Source organism: Haloferax larsenii, from assembly GCF_024730625.1.
Classification (GTDB): Archaea; Halobacteriota; Halobacteria; order Halobacteriales; family Haloferacaceae; genus Haloferax; species Haloferax larsenii.
Map to the genome: position 1 here is coordinate 121,980 of NZ_CP078064.1, position 16,755 is coordinate 138,734.

Genomic DNA, 16,755 nt, shown 5'->3' on the forward strand with positions numbered 1-16,755 from the left:
TAATTGAATCAGGCAATACAACGTTTCGTGATGCTGTATTAGGAGAATTTACAAACGCGAAGCCACCCCCTCAAGTTTATTATGGTGGGTCTGAATATCGAAGCTACATGACTACGGACGAGGCTGAGGGTGGTGACCGAGACCCCCTCTTCCGATACGATCAACCTATCTTCGCGAATGAAGATATTCTCAAGATATCACACCTTCCGGGACCCGATAAAATTGTTGGCCGTGACGAGCATATGGCAAAGGTCGCTCAGGCACTCAATCCGGCAATTTTCGGTCGTGAACCGACACATCTCTTTATCTTCGGGAAAACTGGCTCGGGAAAGACGCTCACCGCTCGGCTCGTAAGCGAGCGGTTACAGAACGAGGCTGCTCGCGAATCGGTCGAGGTCAACACTGCAGTCATCGACTGTGGTGAGCAGAACACCGAGGCATCTGTAATCAAAACGCTCGCCTCACAGATCAACGACCCCAACAAGAGTGGGATGACGATTCCCGAGCGTGGTCTCTCTACTGGTGATTACTACAACCGTCTGTGGCAAGTCCTCGACACGTGCTCGGACGTTACAATCGTCATTCTCGACGAAATCGACATGCTACGTGACGACGAGGTACTTCGAAAACTCTCGCGCGCGGGCGAGAATCAAAAAATCGTGGACTCCCGCCTCGGAATCGTCGGTATCTCCAACAAGATCGACTACCCTGAGGAACTCACAGAACGCGTCAAGTCGAGTTTCTCCCACGACGAACTTGTCTTTCCGTCGTACGACGCGAATCAACTCCGGGAAATCCTCGAAAACCGGCGCGATGCGTTCAAGCCCGGTGTGTTGACGGAAGATGTGATTCCACTCGCGAGCGCACTCGCCGCACAGGAACACGGCGATGCCCGCAAGGCCATCGATATCCTCCGTAATGCGGGCCGAATCGCACGAAAGGAAGGGTCTGAACAAGTCACCGACGAACACGTCCGTGCTGCGAAAGAAAAGAGTGAGGCCGACCGGTTCAGCGAACTCATCGAGGGAACTGCCACGCAGTCGAAGGCGGTACTGTACTCACTCGTCCTTCGGACGGGCGGACGAAAAACGGCCGAAATCACTACGAACAAGATTTATCGCCAGTACCTCGAAGTCGCTGACGAACTCGACTTAGACCAACTCTCGGAGCGACGTGTCCAAGAACTGCTTCAGGAACTCGACTTCCTGAACGTGATTCAATCGGAAGTCCGGGGTCGCGGGCGAGGACAGGGCGTCCACGGGACCCACCGATTACTCGAAGACCCCGATATCGTAAAGCGGGTGTTACTTCGAGACAGTCGAATTTCGACGCTAGAATAGCGGTCTCGTCCGGCCGAAAACGAACTACTCGTCGAGGTCGAGTTCGAACTGTTCGCTTTCGGTGACCACGTTGAGTGTGACGCTCGTGTTCGACTCTCGAATATCCACGTCTTGGAGCAGCGCCTTGATTTGCGTGTTCATGTCGTCGGTATCGCGGAATTTCCCGACGGCAGTCACGTCGTGGTCGCCGGTCGTCTCGTAGACGGAGATAATCTGGCGTTGGGATTCGAGCAACTCACTCACTTCGGTGAGCGAACGACCTTCCACTTTCAGTTGGATAATCCCCGTTACGTCGTAGCCGAGCGCGTCGTAGTTGACACGCGGTGTGTACCCTTCGATGACACCCTCTTCTTCGAGGTCTCGAAGGTGATTCGAGACGGTCGTCACCGAGACATCGAGTTCCTCTGCGAGATTCCGAAGACTCGTCCGACCGTCGTCGAGAAGCGCATTCACAAGCTTGGGGTCGAGGTTCTCGTACGTCATTATCGTACATTCCGGAAGGTACTCATTTGAAATTTGTGAATGTAAAATTACGTTCGTCGCTTTCGGAAGTCCAAGCTATTGGACCGGTTCACGCCGACGACTTCGTGCCATTTTGTAGTCAGATTGATGTATGTTGAGTTGGAAAATTAATCTATGCCGATTGATATACCTGCTTTGGACCTGCTCCCGGACGTTCCGCTTTCTCCTGATGCGGTCGGTCAGTTCGAGTCCGAGGAGGGCATCTGCAGAGCGGTCCCAGTTGCAATCAAATCTACTAATTCGACGGGGTTCGAGCCGCCACACGTCGATGATATCATCTTAGCTACCCAGAGAGAAGTTCTCTACGTCACACGCTCTCCTGGGAATGGATGGGAAATCGAGCATTCGGAAGAATACGAAGTCGAGGACCAACTTACAGACACTATCGAGTCGGTCACCGAGGTCGCGGAACACCAACTCTCGTAGCAAGTGACGCTCGTCGGTGTGACCTCCGCTAGTTTGAAACCCTACAACTAAGAAGAGAAGATATGTTGCGGCAGTTCGCAGAGGACTTTTTCACCGTCGTGGCCACGATTGTGGTCATCTCACTCGTGGTGGGTCAACTCCTCGGCCAACCCGTCCTTCTGGGGTACGTCACCTCTGGGAGCATGTCGCCGACGCTGCACACGGGAGATGCCTTCGTCGCTGTCCCTGAGCCATTCGTTGGTGAAATCGAACCGGGTGATGTCATCGTCTTCAACGCCGTCGAACTGCAAGGGGGTGGGCTGACGACACACCGTGTCGTCGAAGAGACCGAGCGGGGCTATATCACGAAAGGAGACAATAATCCGTTTCGGGACCAAAGCAGCGACGAACCGGTGGTCACAGAAGACAGAATCGTCGCGACGGCCCTCCAGATAAACGGCAACGTGATTCGAATCCCGGGGCTGGGGACTGCCATCGCGACGGTTCGAAACACCGTGTCTGGTGCGCAAACGGCGTTGACGACTGCACTCGGTGTCGATTCACCGTTTGGCTCACAGGGGCTCAGTGGCCTGTTTATCTCCGTCGGACTCGTCTTGTTTCTCTTCATATTCGTCGACGATTTACGCGACGGACAACAGAGACGCCGAGACCGAAAGCGGTCGCGAACTGACAGCGACGCCATCGACGGCCGGTGGGTCGCTCTCGGGTTGGCATTCCTGGTGCTCGTCCCGGCGAACGCCGCAATGTTGGCACCGAGCGGGACACATCAGGTCGCTGTCGATGGAGACGACCTGTCAGATGACATCCAGCCCGGTGACCAGGTCGAAAACGGGTTCACCGCGAAGAACGGCGGACTCGTGACGATGCTCATCTTCCTCGAAACGACCCACCCGGACGCGGAGATGAGCCAACACAGGCTCGTCGTTCCCCGTGGTAAATCGGCGACAGCGACGCTCTTCGTGACAGCACCGCCGCCGCAAAAGCAAACCGTCGTCACGATTACCGAGCGGCGATACTTCCTGATACTTCCTCCAGGCATCATCGAACAGTTGCACTCGATTCATCCGGTCGTGGCTATCGCCGCATTCAACGTACTCATACTCTTGAGTGTCTCTGCGATGGTCGGTGCAGTCTTCGGGTTCGGCTCGAAGCGTCTTCGAGATACGAGCCGCGACCTTCCGCTCACACGTCGGCTAAAGCGCCTGTTCAAATGAGTAAATCGGGGACCCAACGCACCTACCCATCGATGTTTCCGTGATAGTAGAGATTCCGCACTTCTTCCGGCTTCAACTCTCGACTGTAGATACGGGCGTCGTCTAACAGTCCCGTAAATCCATAGTCGAGATTCCCTCCGTGGTCGAGTCCGTTCCCGATACGGAGTGGTTGCTCCGATGGTTGTGCATCGGGAACACTCGGAACGTCGTAGCAAGCTTCGTTGACGTACACGTGGTCTCGTTCGTCACTGTGTGTCCACGTCAGAAGCTGCCAATGGCCCTCCCGAACTGAAATGCCAGTGAGTTCGTATCGCTCTGTGGTCTCGATTACAATTTCGTGGTCCCTATCGCTGAACGGTCGCTCGGCGATGAAGAACTGATAGCTTTCATCGCCGACCGAATTCCACTTGCTAAACAACCTCGCTAGGTCGTGGCTTGGGTTCTCCCAGTACCGAACCCAGATAGAGAGCGTAAAGTCAGACGTCAGGTCTAACTCGTCGTCGTCTCGGACCGTCACGACGTCGCGATTACCGTTGAAGCGCAACGTCCTGTTTTTGGGTACGGCGTTTCTCGGCCACGTCTGCGGCCACGTAGAGCGACTTCGTCGCGCAGTGTGGGAGCCCCATTCGTCGTCGAGAGTGCTGGTGTTCTTGGGCTCGCTGAACGTCCATCTGGCGACTTGGGGGTCGTCGCACACGACGGTGAAGTCCCGTGTGAGTTCGACTTCTTGATCATTGCCGCCTGCAGAGATGGTGAGTTCGACAGACGTCGTCTCTTCTCGGGAACACGACAGCGTGGCTTCGATGTCGCCCTCTTCACCGGGGGCGAGTTGTCTCGGCGTCTCGACATCGCGTATCGGCGCGCCGAGTGGCACGTCGACGTGGAACCACGTGAGTGGCACGTCGAATCGATTCGTCAGCGTGGTGAGTGTCACGCTGTCGCCGTCACTGCCTTCCACATGCGTGTCACCAACTCCGAGAAGGGCGTTCGAATCAGCCTCTGTTCGAAGGGTGCTTGCTCGGTCGGCGTTAATCGTCGTGAACCCGGCGGTATCGACAGCGAGCATCCCCGCGCCGGAGGCGAGAAACGCGAGTGCGCCCCGCCGAGTCCACTTCTTCGTCATCCGTGAATTTCTGGGAGTGTATTCGTCATTCTTTGCGCCTCGGTGAGCGATTCGTCATTCCATGAGTTCTGGTGGTTTGTCGGTCTCTCCCAACCGCATACGCCGATTCTGGTAGACGTGATACGCCGCAGAGCCCATGAAGAGAAGCGAAATAATCGCGGCCCACACCAGTTGTGGAATCCACGCGGGAAACACGCCAACCCAGACGGCCGCGACGAGGCTAATCGCCACTGCCGAGAGCCCGAGGTAGTATTCGGCCCACGGAATCGAGTTACCCGGCACGACGTCCAGATAGACATCCAAATCTGTCGCCTGTTCGGTCAGCGTGATAGTTCCGTTATCGTGAGTGATGACACCCGCACGTTCCAACGCCGGGAGGTGGGTCTGTTGCATCGAGGTGTACACGCGATGTCGCTCGGTGGACGTGACTTCCCGGACGGCCTTTCCGTTTTCCCACGCTGCGACTTGTTCTGCGAGGTTCGAGAGTTCAGTTGGCCCGTCTGCTTGTTTGATCGCGTGGAGGGCATACCGACGGCGGTGGCTACTCAAGAGACCGTGGACCTCGTCACGCGGGACGGGTCTCTCACCGGAGTCTCTCTGCTCCAACTGCGCCATATGTGTCCCTTCAGTAGTGAAAGTAATACGTGTTCTCGTTACATTCTGCATTTTGATATTGTCAATGGCAACCATATGTCATACAAACAGTGTCTCCCAACGTGGCGAAGGAAGACACCAACCAACTCTCCAACTGACCGTCAGCAGAGTAGCGAGACGAACGCCGACAGACAACCCAAGCGAGTATCCATATCCGCCGTGAGGGCGTGAGGACCGATTAGGCTTCGTTGATCGTGATGGTCAGCGTTTCACTCTCCGTCCCGGTGTCGCCAGTTTCGAGTTTGGCACTCAGTTCGGACGTCGCATCGGCCGCGACGTCTTCGCTGTAGGGGTTGCTGCCGCCAATCTCGGTGAGGAACGTGCCACCAGATTCGAGTTCGACGGAGAAGGCCTGCCCGCTGCCATCGTCGTTGTTGACCAGCGTGAAGAAGCCAGTGGGGTAGGTGTACGTGCTGTTAGGCATCAGACGCTCGTCGGTACTCCCATCTTCGTATCCGAAGACGACAGTCACGTCGTTGGCGATGAGGCTCACGTAGTTCTCGTCGATGTCTGCGCTTCCGTTCGCATCGAGCGTGTCACTCGCCGTGGGGAACAGCGTCGTGGGGTCTGTGACGAGCGTTCCGTCGCTGCTGCGCAGTGCGACTTCGTCGGAAGACGCGTCGACCAGCACGTCCGTGAAGTTGTCTGCAATCTCCGACCCGTCTTCGTTCCCGTCGTCGTCGACGCCGACCACGTTGACTTCGACTTCGCGTGTCGCCTCGACTGTGCTAAATGCGCCAGAGCCGAATGCCGCACCAGTTCCGATACCAATCGTCCCGATGAGTCCGAGGACACTTCTGCGGTTCATCTTCATACCTGCACCCTTCGAAAAGTGATGACTTACTAATGACTGGCGTTAGCTGGGCTAAACCACTGATTAAGGGGGCTAATGCTGTTCAGTAATAAGCCCATGTAGGAGAGAGTTCGGGTAAGATGAATCGCAGAAGTCTCTTACTCAGTATCGGTGCCGCAAGCGTCGGAACAGGTGCCGTCTTCGGCTCCGGTGCGTTCACTTCTATCGAGGCAGACCGTAACGTCGACCTCAACGTTTCCAGTGACAGCGGCTCGGCACAGGTAAGCTTCGACAAGGGAAGTGGTGTTGGTGCGGGAACGATTATCGGAACAGATACGAGCGAGTCCGTCGACGTGATCAAGTTCGAGGAGACGAACCTCAACGAGCGCGCGAAGACGACGTTCACTGACGCACTCGAAATCGACAACAACGGCAGTAACACAGTCAACCTGTACGTCGACGGGAGCACTGATGGCGTCGGTGACGACCCGAGTAACGGCGACGTTCTCGACTTCCGCGTCGACGACGCGTCTATCGTCGGAGACGGAACGTCCGGGAACGCAATCGAACTCGGTCCCGACGGAAACGGTGGGCAGAACGCTGACGTCGTCGAGGTCGACATCGTCGTCGATCTCCTGGACGATAACGTCGACGGGAGCAGCCTCGACGATATCGAGTCGGTGACGTTCGTCGTGGAAGCGACGAACAACTGACGGGCGAGCCACTGTAGGTCCCCGCGAGTATGAACCGTACCCTCGTCGCCCTCGTCGCCCTCGCCGCAGTTCTCAGCGGCACAGTCTTAGCGACGGGTGCCTTCACGGGTGGCGACGAGATTGCACCAGCGTCCGATTCTGGGGTGTATCTCACCGCGGCAGACACCGACAACGGCAACCGCTACGTCGAGTACGACGACGCTGGACGCATCCGAATCCATCTCTCTCCGGTCCTTCCGAACAGCCACACGCGAGTGAACGACCTCTTCGTCGTTGGATTCGCTGGCTACGAAAACAGCAACAACAGTACGACGGTTCGACTCAGGACCGATAGCGAGCGGATAACGATTCATCGGATGGACACCGGCGAGCGCGTCGAGGGTGAGCCCATACAGCTTCGCCCGGACGAGTCGGTGTTGCTCGGCGTCACTGTCATCCCCGAGGACCGCGATTTCACGGGTGAAATCACCGTCGAAGCCACCGTCCCTGAATCGGGGTCCAACTCTGGCGGAGGGTCCGGCGGCTCGGGCGGCAGCGGTGGCGGTTCGGGCGGCGGCGGTGGTGGCGATGGTGACGGTGACGACGGAGGCTCTGCCGGCGGTAGCACTGGCGGAAGCGACAACGGTGGTTCCGGCGGTGTCGATAGCGGAACGATTGGTGACGATGCGTCGAACGACTCGGGCACCCAAGGTACCCTTACCACTACCGCGACTACTCCCGAACAGTCCGGCGATAAGAACACGAGCGATGGCTCCGTCGTCACCAGTGCTCCTGAGTCGGACGATGGCGACTCCATCGACGACGGGCAGTCGTCGAGGCCGACAGACGGCGCTGAACAGCCCACCGAACTGAGTGGATTTATCCCCGGACTCAGTCCCGTCTTCGGTGTTTCGTGGCTGTGGTGGTTCCCACTCGGTGGGTTTGCTGCCGTGCTGTCGAACTACCTCGTCCAGACGCGACTTCGGGACGTGCTGCCCGTCTTCAAGACACAACAGTCTGTGCGACGTCGTCGGCTGAGAGACGTTCTTCTGCGCGAGGCCGCAGTAGGTGTGGTTGTCGTCGTCCTCTCGGTACTGGTCTCGTTCGCCCTCGCGAGTGCTGGCATCACCGGCGTCCCACAACTCGTTGGCACCCTCGGCTTTTCGGTCATCGCCGGAAGTACGTCGGGCTACAGACGCGTGCCGAACATTCAGCTTACCAGCCACGGTGTGGATGGTGACCCACTCGAATCAGAGTAGCTTAGGCCGAGCGACTGGCTGAGTCGCGTCGGGCCGAACCGAGTTGTTCGTCAGGAGTCAACCGAGTCGTCAGGAGTCGTCGACCTTCGAGTTGTCGACCTGCGAGTCGTCGTTCCAAAGGAATTCCCCGCCGGTCTCTGGCTTCGGAGGCTTTTGATATCGAAACAGTCGGTCGCCGGTAAATACGACAAATTCGTCGCCCTCTCGCTGTTCGATGACGCGGTTATCCGTGTCGATGGCGACGTCGACCAGCCCTTCGAGGGAATCGACTTCGACAGACCAGACAGTCTCTCCGACGGGTTTGATTTTCCCGACTGTAATCCAGTCGTCGAACTCCTCGCGGGCCGACTGATACGCCAGCCACTCTTCTTCGCGGTCAGTGAGCGAGAGCCGACCGGTCGACCGCGCAGCGACGAGACCGCCCGCGGCGACCACGCCGAGCAAGAACAGCACTGGACTGCCGACCTGTCGGAGAAGGCCGTAGTCGGGCGTCACGGTCACGTCTGCGGTTCTCTCGTCACCGTGGTTGATTCGTCCGGGGTCCTCGACGCGGTAACTGTTCTGTCTCGGAACGACCGGGAGGCGATACGTTCGAGTCGTGTCCACTTCCTGTCCGTTCCGAGTGCCCGATAGCTCGACCCGTGTGACAATCATCACGTCGAGTTGGCCGGGCGTCCCACCGTGTTCACGGTCGATGCGACGAACGGTTTCAGTCGCGTCGCTGACGTTCAGTGAGAAGGGAACCGAGAGACGTTCGTCTGGCGTGAGTGACTCGTCTCGCTTTTGGGCGAGTTCACGCTCGACCTGCCAGTAGACGACTTCGTCGGACGAACCGGCCGAATCGACCGACCGATACCGCACCACTACTGTCGTCTCCGCGGCGAGGTCGCTCTTGTTGCTGACTCCGTACGTATAGGTGAACGACCCGGTCAGTACGGGAGCGACGTGAGTCACGTAGACTGACCGGTCTCGGAGGACAGTTCCCTCGGCGAACGCCGACGTTCCATTGCGGACTGTCGCGTTGTGTGTGTACGAGCCGCTGGACTGCCACGAGGAGAGTTGCCGAGTAACTGTCTCGGTTTCCGGGGCGACGTGGGTCGTGTACGTCATGTACCCGCCGAGTAGTCCGACGACCAGTAGACAGACGAGAATAAGATCGAAATTATCGATAATTGTCTTCGTGATGTCACGTCGCCGACCACTCATAGAATATGAAACGTCGAGTGGGGTAGATAAGGTTTGATACAGATTGGCGGCGGGACGGGTTCAGCGATTTCGAAGCGCGAAACCGAGACAAGAGGCACGAAACTGAGACAAGAAGCGCAAAAATGAGGTGGGAGAGCAACACGTACGTGGAGAGCGTCACTCCCGAGAGTGTAACGAATAGGCGATGAGGAGGACACCGAGGAACTGGAACGTCCGCGTGGCGAGTGTCAGCGGGCGCTGGTATTGCAGTCCAATGTAGCCCTCTCGAAGGAGGAGCGAGCCGACGAAGGCAACGCTGAACGCGACGGCTGTGAGGAAGAACAGCCCCAGCGACAAGGCCTGCATCGTCCGGCTATCGTGGCGGAGATAGCCGCGATAGGCTTGATAGCCAACGTAGCCGCCGACGAGCGTCGAACCGAAGGCGAGCGTGATGATGAGCCAGTCGAGTATCGCAGTTAGTCCAACCATCTCAGAGGTTCTCCCACATTTTCTTGAATCGGTCGGCAGTGTCGTCTTCTTCTTGGCCGGGGAACGCTTCTGGGGTCGTTCGAGTCACGGACGCTTCGAAGCTTCCGACGTCCAATTCGAGAGAGAACTCCGAGAGTGTAGCCGCATAGACCTTGTAGTGGTTACCGCTCTTCTGGACTTTCGTTTGTTCTTCGATAAGACCGTATTCCTGTAATTGTTCGACCCGCCGGTAGACTGTCGGCTTGGACATCTCACATTGGGTGGCGAGTTGTTGGGCGGACATGGGTTTGATACTTGTTGCTGCGAGGATGTCTCGGGCGTACTCGTCGCTGAGGATGTCGAGAATCTCACTCAGCTCCGACTCCTCAGTCACGCTTCGACTGTGGAACTGTAAGCCGAATAGAAAGCCTGACCGGTTTCGGGGTCAGCGATTCGGGGGAGACTGAGCCGACAATGGAGTGCAGGGGTCATCGTATTTCAGTGTGCGAGTACTTTGGAGGGGTGATGTCAGAGGGGACCACGATGGCTATCGTGGTATCGCGATGGGCAGGGGTGAAGTGACGGGTGCGGGCAACACCCTATCGACTCCGAGACATCCATCGCATTTCCACGAAGGGGCTGGTAGATAATATAAAAGTGGGAGCAGTTTCTGGGTCAGAAACAACCCCCGGATTACGAGTTCGAACAGCCGACTGATTGCCCGACTGCGACGAGTTCGTCCGTACTGACGCCGGTCCCGCGGACGGTGTACCGGTACTGGTCGCAGTTCCACGACAACGATGTCGTCGGGCCACGGTCGAGCGTCGCCGGTCGGTCGTCGATTGTCAGGTCCTGGTCTTCGGAGTCGATGGCGTAGGTCATGTTGTACTTGGCAATCGTTATCCGTCGCCCTTCTGTGGCGTACCGGAGGCCGACACTCTGGATTCGACCGGTGGTCCGGGTGGCGTACGTCAACTCGAACTCCGCAGGGACAGTCGGGTTCGGAATCGAAACCGAACTCTGTGCTCTGAGTCTATCGACGCTGTGGTACCATTCTGTTTTGGGAGTCTCCGGACGCTCGACTGTCGTCTCTGCGGTGATTTCAGGACGGAACGTATCCGCCGGCACCTGCGAGTCGAAGGTCACGTTCGTGTACGTCGTCGTCATCGACCGAGTGGTTCCGTCGATAGTCCACTCAGTCTGTTTTCGGAGCGGGTAGAACCGTTCCGTGTCGAGCCATAGGCGCTGCCGGAATTGGGTGTCCGCTTGGTCCGTCGCGGGCGTGACACTGATGACGTACGCATCTCGACCGCCGACCGAGGCCGTCTCGACGTACTCAGCAGTGTACCCGCCGGATGCGTTGGTGTCTGGCGCAACCCCGTGCCGTGGGACGACTGGGAGTGGTGCCACGTCCGGTGCCTGTGGCCGCCCAGACACGTCTGTGAGCCCTGCGGCGGTGACGAGTCGCTGGAGGCGGAGAGGAGTCACCGACTCAGACGGGGGGCCGGTCAAGTTGATGGCTGTGACGGTGCTCTGGTTTCGAGTGTGAAGCCACAGCGTCGAGCCGTTAGAAACCTGTAGTGTGTAGCGTCGCGACGAATCCTGTTGGAACTGAACACGCTTCTTGTCGGTTCCAGGGACGAGCGTCACGTCGGCGACGGTCCGAGTCGTCGTCGTCCCGTTTTCTTGGTGAACGACCGTCCGAGTCGCGTCGAGTGTGTCTATCGAGTTGTAGCGTTCGCTCACGTTCGCGTCGACTGATGGACTGCTGTCGGTCGCGACGAGCCCCGACGACCAGATGACGGCGGGGAGTGCGACTCCGACGACGAGGAGGACGACGAGTGAGCGTCGGTTGGTTGGGAGGGGAATTTTAGTCATGTAGATGACACGATTGGGTGATGGGAACTGTCTAGGTACGTAAGGTCGAGACGCGAACAGCCCACAACTCACGTGGACATGTCGCTCGAAGACCTTTTCAGCGCGTGGTTTGCGGCGGTTCTAGAAGAAACTTGGGGACGTAACAAGACAGTGACGGTATCGAAGCAGGCAGTGAAAATATAATTAAATTACAACACTCCCAACGAATTGTGAATGATATAATCCACTCCCGCCCGTCGAGGACCAGTTTTGATAACTGCTACAAAAATATTATACTGCTTTATGATACAATAATCTATAAGAGCGTGGGTACCGACACAGAACACACGAGTCAGAAGTCGTTATACCGACTGTTTTCGGAGCGTACGCGCTTGGCAGATTTTGGGTTTATCCTCGCGTTTCCCGCTGTATTGATTCTCGTGTATCGGCTCCCACACGCGGTCCGTGAGTCTCTCGTATTTGATTACACCGACCCGACGGTAGCGACCGCGTTTACCTCGTCGTTCGTTCATCTGGAGCTCGGACACCTCCTCACGAACGTCTTTCTGTACTTCGTCGTCGTTCCCACGCTGTACCTTCTCGGTGTCGCGGGCGGTAATCGGCGACGATTCTATATCTTCGTGAGTACAGTTCTCGTTGCATTTCCTCCCGTGCTTTCGTACCTGAACCTCGCCATCATTCGGTCGTCGGTCACACTCGGCGCATCGGGTGTCGTCATGGGCCTCGTTGGCTGTCTCCCGCTCACATTGGCCGACTATCTAGAGAGTCGGTTCGGTATCGGGCCGGTACGGACGTTCGCGCCCATGCTGTTTCTCACGAGTTTGGGACTCGTTTCGGTCTTGAGTGTCCAGTCTGTCGTCCCGGAGAACTCGACGGTGTTGTTCATGACTGCCGGACTGGTCCTCGCTGTCTTCCTCGCTGTCTTGCTCTACGCAATCTCGGCCTACGAGCAAGCAGATGACATCCTCTCGAAACTTCGCTCCAGTGCCGACGCGACCGGCTACTTCGAGTTGAGCGTCGCCGCTGTCTTCCTGTTCGTCACGGTTTTGTTCGTCGCATTTCCGGTCGACCCGACGACGGAGAGTGGTGTCGTAAATCTCTACGAGCACTTCGTCGGCTACTCGTTGGGCTTTATCGCATCGTTCACGACTGTCGAAGTACTGAACCAATTCGGACGGTAGGATAACAGCACTGAACCAATTCAGACGGTAGGATAACTGTATTGAGCCAACTCCGACGTTGAGGGGTCTCTGCTGCCGTCTACCGACCGAAGACAACCGACAGAACTCAGTTCGTCGAACGCAGCGACGACAGCACCACGTCGTACAACGCTTCCACTTCTTCGATAATCGAACTACTCGCGAGGACGGCGAAGCCGACGAATATCGTCGCGAACCCCGTGATGGCCGACGCCGAGATAGATTCTCCGAGGAGGACCGACCCACCGAGCGTGGCGACGATTGGGACCGCGTAGAACACGAGGTTCCCGTGAATCGGTCCCACCTCGTCGAGGAGGCCGAAGTAGGCGATGTAGGCGACTGCTCCGGCGAAGATGCCGACGTATCCGAGCGCGACGATTGCACCCGGGGTCCACGTGACCATCGCCAGGGACTCCCCCGAAGCGACACTAAAGCCGTGGGTGAGAACAGCGCTCACCGGGAGCGCCCACGCCGTCCGAACGGTACTCGAAATCGACGTCTCGGCCCAGCGGATGACGACAGTCCCGAGTGCGCCGGTGACCGCGCCGAGGAACACGACGCCTTTCCACACGGCCGCCCCGCCGAGGAGGTTCGACGGGTCGACGTTGACGACGAGCGCGACGCCGACCAGTCCGATGAGCATCCCGACTGCGCCGCGGGCCGAGAGGCGTTCGTCTGCGAGAACGACCATCGCGAACACGGGCGTCAAGATTGGGTTGAGACTAAAGATAATCGACCCGACACCACTGGAGACGTACTGCTGGCCGACGAAGAGGAAGGCGTTGGACAGTCCGATTACGAACACGCCGGTCGCGAGGATACCGACGATGTCGTGAACAGACTGGGGGCGTAGTTCGTCGCGTGGCGTCGTCGCAGCGACATACGCAAGCAACACGACAGCAGCGATGTCGAACCTGAGCGCGACGAACAGAAGCGGCGGGAAGAACTCCAGTCCCGCCTTCGCTGCGACGAACGTTCCCCCGAAGAAGACACTCGCGAGCGTGAACAACACGAGGCTTCGGCGCGTGCCTCCTGTGCTACCGTGAGCCTTCATTCCGAGTACTCACCCCGGACCGCTGAGAGAAGCAAAGAATGCGACAGTGAACTCATACCTCTCTGTAGGACGGCCCACTACTTACATTGATTCAGAAATTAGTTCATAGTAAGAAACTCGCGGGAGCGTGTGGCAGGTATTCAAGGAGTGAAATTATTTCGCGACACGAAAACCGTATACCAGTGGGGTACAGAGAGACGTGTATGGAATCGGCGTTAGAAGAAATCGAATTTCTCGCGCTCTCACCGAATCGAGTGGAGGCCTTAACACATCTCACGGAGACGGCACACACTCGACGTGAACTCGTCGAACTCACCGGTGCGTCCCAGCCCACACTGGGACGAATTCTCCACGATTTCGAAGACCGGGGCTGGATTGAACGGGAAGACGGTGCGTACCGTGCGACTGTGACTGGGACGCTCGTCGCTCGGGGGTTCAGCGAGTTAGTCGAGATTCTCGATACCGACCTCGAACTCCGTCCAATCGTTCGGTGGCTCCCCGCGGACGCGATTTCGTTCGACCTCGAACACCTGACGGAAGCGACGATTACGAAGCCGAGTCGCGTCCGTCCGAACGCGCCGGTAAAACGAGTGCTCGACCTTCTCGGCACCGCGACCGACGTACGGGTCGTCTCCTACGCGTTCAACGAACAGAGTCTCGAACTCATCTCCGAGCGGACCGCCTCGGGAGACCAAGAGTTCGACGGCGTCTTCTCGTCGACGGCAATCGACGCCCTCGCCGACGACTCACAGTTACGAGACCAACTACGGGACTTGCTCACGGCCGAGAACGCCACGATTCGAATCTCTGAGGAGTCGATTCCAGTGGCTATGACGATTACGGACTCTACCGTTCATCTCTTCTTACGCGACGATAACGGCATTCTCCAGGCCTCGCTCGATGTCGACGAGCCAGAAGTGTACTCGTGGGCAACGGAGCTTTTCGAGCGGTACTGGAACGACGCGACTCCGCTCACAATCGACCGGCTCTGAGCCGAGGTTCGACACTCCTCGCGTTCATTCCACCCCGGTGCACGGCCGATTCGGTCGAGCCAGAACAGCTCTTCGACTGTGCACTCGAACTCCGCAGCCAACTACAAACCGAGTTCTCCCTGAAGACCCACGTCCATCGTCAGGCACTCCACATCTGGTGTAGTCTCCCCATCAGGTGTACCACCACGCCCACGCGATCAACACACCCTGCATCGGGAGTCGGAGCCACAACGCGATGGTCGATGGTGTCTTGAGCGCTGGTGAAACGTCGGCGAGCACGACATCGCTCGTCGCCATGTAGACGTTCGCCGGGAAGACTGCCACTAAGAGCGCGATGAGGCCCCACGCGGCCAGACGCTGTGTGCGCTGAACCATGACGCCCACGCCGAGCACGATTTCGGCGATACCGGAGAGGTAGACGAGTGTAAGTGGCTGGGGAAAGAGCGGCGGGATGACGCCAGCGTACGCACTCGGCACGACGAAGTGCATCACACCGGCCACGACGTAGAGAGCACCCATCACGTATCGAAGCGGGCGTTTGAATCGAGCGAGCGTCGAGAGACTGACGGCGTTCATTCCGGCTGACTGTTCGACCGAGTGCCAAAGAACGTTGGCACCTGGCGACTGCGTGTACTGCAATGGTTCTTTCGGGACAAGCCGGTCGAAAACGAGTCATTGATGGCTGTAATCCTGGGTTTGTCTACTGAATTTTCCACTCCGGAATCGGGAGAGATGCTGACTTGGGGGGAGTCAGGTACGCTCTCTACCGAGAGGTGATTAATCGGTCCATCGGTCTGTGTCACCTAACTCGTCGTCTCCATCGAATGGCTCCGGGAGTTCCGTTTCGTTCTCTGCATTCAGTAGGAGGTATCCAAGTGCAGTCGCGGTGTTGTAATCGATATACTCTGGATTTCGTTCGCCGACGTATAGGGTGGCGTTTTGGTACACTTCGAAGCTGTCGTCGCTATCTGTGTTGAAAACCCAGTACTCCCAGCGAACGCCTTCGTGATCACGCATTTTGACCACGATGTTAGCCTCTTCCCGACTGTCGACGAAGCGGAAGGAGACGTCTTTTTCGAGGTGGTCAGTGTCTTTGGTCCAGTATTGCCATCCTTCTCGAATCTCCTGTCGATACGTATCCTCTTCGACGCTGGAGACGGTCCCTGCGGTATCGAAGTAGACTCGGAAGTCAGTCGTTTGCCACCCGTAAGACCGATTTTCGAGATTCGTCTCTGGGATGAGTAGTGTACCAATCGTCTCGTTCATTACCGGTACCTCGTTACTATCTTCGTGAACGAGGCCACGTGTGTGTCCTAACTCGTGGATGATGATATCTTGGGTACTCTCCATCGCGTATCGGTCCTCCACCCTGACGGTCTGTGCGAGGGCGACGTCGTCTTTTTCGAGAACGGGTGCACATCCAACGGTCGAATTGTCGTAGCCGTCGCAGTAGGTGATCTTATTGACGAACTGAATCAGAATCTGTGCTTCGGATGCGTTAGATACGTAGGTGTAGTTGGCATCGTACGACCCTACCGATTGGTTATTCCAGAAGTCGATCGCACCGACGACCGCCTGTTTGTACGAGCGATTCAAGGCATTTTCATCCACGGCGTATCCCACTCGAATCGGGGCGCTCTGGAAGGGATTGGCTGGACGGGACTGTGCTTCTAGTTCTGGTGTCTGCGTCGCAGTGGGCGATAGCGTTTGTGTCGAAGTCGCTGTCGTTGTGGGCGTTTGTGTCGACGAGGATGTAGTAGACGCTGGGTCACTGTGGCCTGCACACCCAGCCGACACGACGAGAAGACACAGTAGAAGTACGTGTCGAGACATACTAGAAAGAAAGACAGTTGGAGATTATGTCTTTTGATTGCCCCTTCTGTCGCGGGACTGCGCCATTGAGTGACTAATCTCCAATTCTAAATTCCAATACTATATTTAGTAACCAGGGTCGTG

At 57.4% G+C, this 16,755-nt stretch carries 18 protein-coding genes; 7 read left to right on the forward strand and 11 right to left on the reverse strand.

All coding sequences use genetic code 11. The features are described from left to right. Positions 1–107 precede the first annotated feature (107 nt). Positions 108–1,340: a Cdc6/Cdc18 family protein gene (locus KU306_RS16385; RefSeq protein WP_007542332.1), complete on the forward strand. Its 1,233-nt coding sequence runs from the start codon at positions 108–110 to the stop codon at positions 1,338–1,340. A 24-nt stretch (positions 1,341–1,364) separates the two neighbouring features. Here KU306_RS16385 and lrp read toward each other — a convergent pair whose 3' ends face one another. After that, positions 1,365–1,823, reverse strand: coding sequence for an HTH-type transcriptional regulator Lrp (gene lrp / locus KU306_RS16390; protein ID WP_007542334.1), 459 nt, complete (start codon positions 1,821–1,823; stop codon positions 1,365–1,367). 153 nt (positions 1,824–1,976) lie between these two features. Between lrp and KU306_RS16395 the strand changes: the two genes are divergently transcribed. After that, the gene (locus KU306_RS16395; RefSeq protein WP_007542336.1) at positions 1,977–2,288 is read left to right on the forward strand and encodes a DUF7964 domain-containing protein; all 312 of its coding nucleotides are present in this window, start codon (positions 1,977–1,979) and stop codon (positions 2,286–2,288) included. A gap of 62 nt (positions 2,289–2,350) precedes the next feature. Continuing rightward, a complete protein-coding gene (locus KU306_RS16400) occupies positions 2,351–3,502 on the forward strand; it encodes a signal peptidase I (RefSeq protein WP_258303632.1) in 1,152 nt (383 codons plus the stop codon). Between the two features lie 22 nt (positions 3,503–3,524). Here the strand turns inward: KU306_RS16400 and tafC are convergent, their stop codons facing one another. The 3 genes from tafC to tafA form a co-directional block, all read right to left on the reverse strand. Beyond that, positions 3,525–4,625 carry a TafC family fimbrial protein gene (tafC, locus tag KU306_RS16405; protein WP_258303633.1) on the reverse strand — a complete coding sequence of 367 codons (1,101 nt, stop codon included), beginning with the start codon at positions 4,623–4,625 and terminating at the stop codon, positions 3,525–3,527. A gap of 54 nt (positions 4,626–4,679) precedes the next feature. Beyond that, positions 4,680–5,240: a DUF7344 domain-containing protein gene (locus KU306_RS16410; RefSeq protein ID WP_258303634.1), complete on the reverse strand. Its 561-nt coding sequence runs from the start codon at positions 5,238–5,240 to the stop codon at positions 4,680–4,682. A gap of 217 nt (positions 5,241–5,457) precedes the next feature. Further along, positions 5,458–6,087 (reverse strand): fimbrial protein TafA, encoded by a 630-nt coding sequence (tafA, locus tag KU306_RS16415; protein WP_258303635.1) that lies wholly within the window; start codon positions 6,085–6,087, stop codon positions 5,458–5,460. Between the two features lie 125 nt (positions 6,088–6,212). Between tafA and tafE the strand changes: the two genes are divergently transcribed. Both tafE and KU306_RS16425 read left to right on the forward strand, forming a co-directional pair. Beyond that, positions 6,213–6,785 (forward strand): TafE family fimbrial adapter protein, encoded by a 573-nt coding sequence (gene tafE / locus KU306_RS16420; protein WP_074795813.1) that lies wholly within the window; start codon positions 6,213–6,215, stop codon positions 6,783–6,785. A gap of 29 nt (positions 6,786–6,814) precedes the next feature. After that, positions 6,815–8,023 carry a hypothetical protein gene (locus KU306_RS16425; protein WP_258303636.1) on the forward strand — a complete coding sequence of 403 codons (1,209 nt, stop codon included), beginning with the start codon at positions 6,815–6,817 and terminating at the stop codon, positions 8,021–8,023. 69 nt (positions 8,024–8,092) lie between these two features. On the opposite strand, the gene KU306_RS16430 is transcribed toward KU306_RS16425, so the two are convergent. The 4 genes from KU306_RS16430 to KU306_RS16445 all read right to left on the reverse strand — a co-directional run bounded on the left by KU306_RS16430 (position 8,093) and on the right by KU306_RS16445 (position 11,554). Continuing rightward, a complete protein-coding gene (locus KU306_RS16430) occupies positions 8,093–9,229 on the reverse strand; it encodes a DUF5305 domain-containing protein (protein ID WP_258303637.1) in 1,137 nt (378 codons plus the stop codon). A gap of 156 nt (positions 9,230–9,385) precedes the next feature. After that, entirely contained in the window at positions 9,386–9,697 is a 312-nt protein-coding gene (locus tag KU306_RS16435; RefSeq protein WP_007542361.1) for a DUF7521 family protein, read from the reverse strand. A gap of 1 nt (position 9,698) precedes the next feature. Further along, a complete protein-coding gene (locus KU306_RS16440; RefSeq protein ID WP_258303638.1) occupies positions 9,699–10,070 on the reverse strand; it encodes an ArsR/SmtB family transcription factor in 372 nt (123 codons plus the stop codon). A 299-nt stretch (positions 10,071–10,369) separates the two neighbouring features. Beyond that, positions 10,370–11,554 (reverse strand): LolA family protein, encoded by a 1,185-nt coding sequence (locus tag KU306_RS16445; RefSeq protein WP_258303639.1) that lies wholly within the window; start codon positions 11,552–11,554, stop codon positions 10,370–10,372. 419 nt (positions 11,555–11,973) lie between these two features. Here KU306_RS16445 and KU306_RS16450 point away from each other — a divergent pair, with 419 nt between their 5' ends. Further along, complete coding sequence (locus tag KU306_RS16450; protein ID WP_193788112.1) at positions 11,974–12,735, forward strand: rhomboid family intramembrane serine protease; 762 nt, start codon at positions 11,974–11,976, stop codon at positions 12,733–12,735. A 106-nt stretch (positions 12,736–12,841) separates the two neighbouring features. On the opposite strand, the gene KU306_RS16455 is transcribed toward KU306_RS16450, so the two are convergent. Beyond that, positions 12,842–13,807: a DMT family transporter gene (locus KU306_RS16455; RefSeq protein ID WP_169317605.1), complete on the reverse strand. Its 966-nt coding sequence runs from the start codon at positions 13,805–13,807 to the stop codon at positions 12,842–12,844. A 203-nt stretch (positions 13,808–14,010) separates the two neighbouring features. Here KU306_RS16455 and KU306_RS16460 point away from each other — a divergent pair, with 203 nt between their 5' ends. Then, positions 14,011–14,799, forward strand: coding sequence for a helix-turn-helix transcriptional regulator (locus KU306_RS16460; protein ID WP_007542368.1), 789 nt, complete (start codon positions 14,011–14,013; stop codon positions 14,797–14,799). A 171-nt stretch (positions 14,800–14,970) separates the two neighbouring features. On the opposite strand, the gene KU306_RS16465 is transcribed toward KU306_RS16460, so the two are convergent. Together KU306_RS16465 and KU306_RS16470 are read right to left on the reverse strand one after the other, a co-directional pair. Beyond that, on the reverse strand, positions 14,971–15,375 hold the full coding sequence (locus KU306_RS16465; protein WP_258303640.1) for a DoxX family protein: 405 nt from the start codon (positions 15,373–15,375) through the stop codon (positions 14,971–14,973). A gap of 201 nt (positions 15,376–15,576) precedes the next feature. Then, positions 15,577–16,410: a zinc metalloprotease gene (locus tag KU306_RS16470; RefSeq protein ID WP_152417748.1), complete on the reverse strand. Its 834-nt coding sequence runs from the start codon at positions 16,408–16,410 to the stop codon at positions 15,577–15,579. Positions 16,411–16,755: the final 345 nt, after the last annotated feature.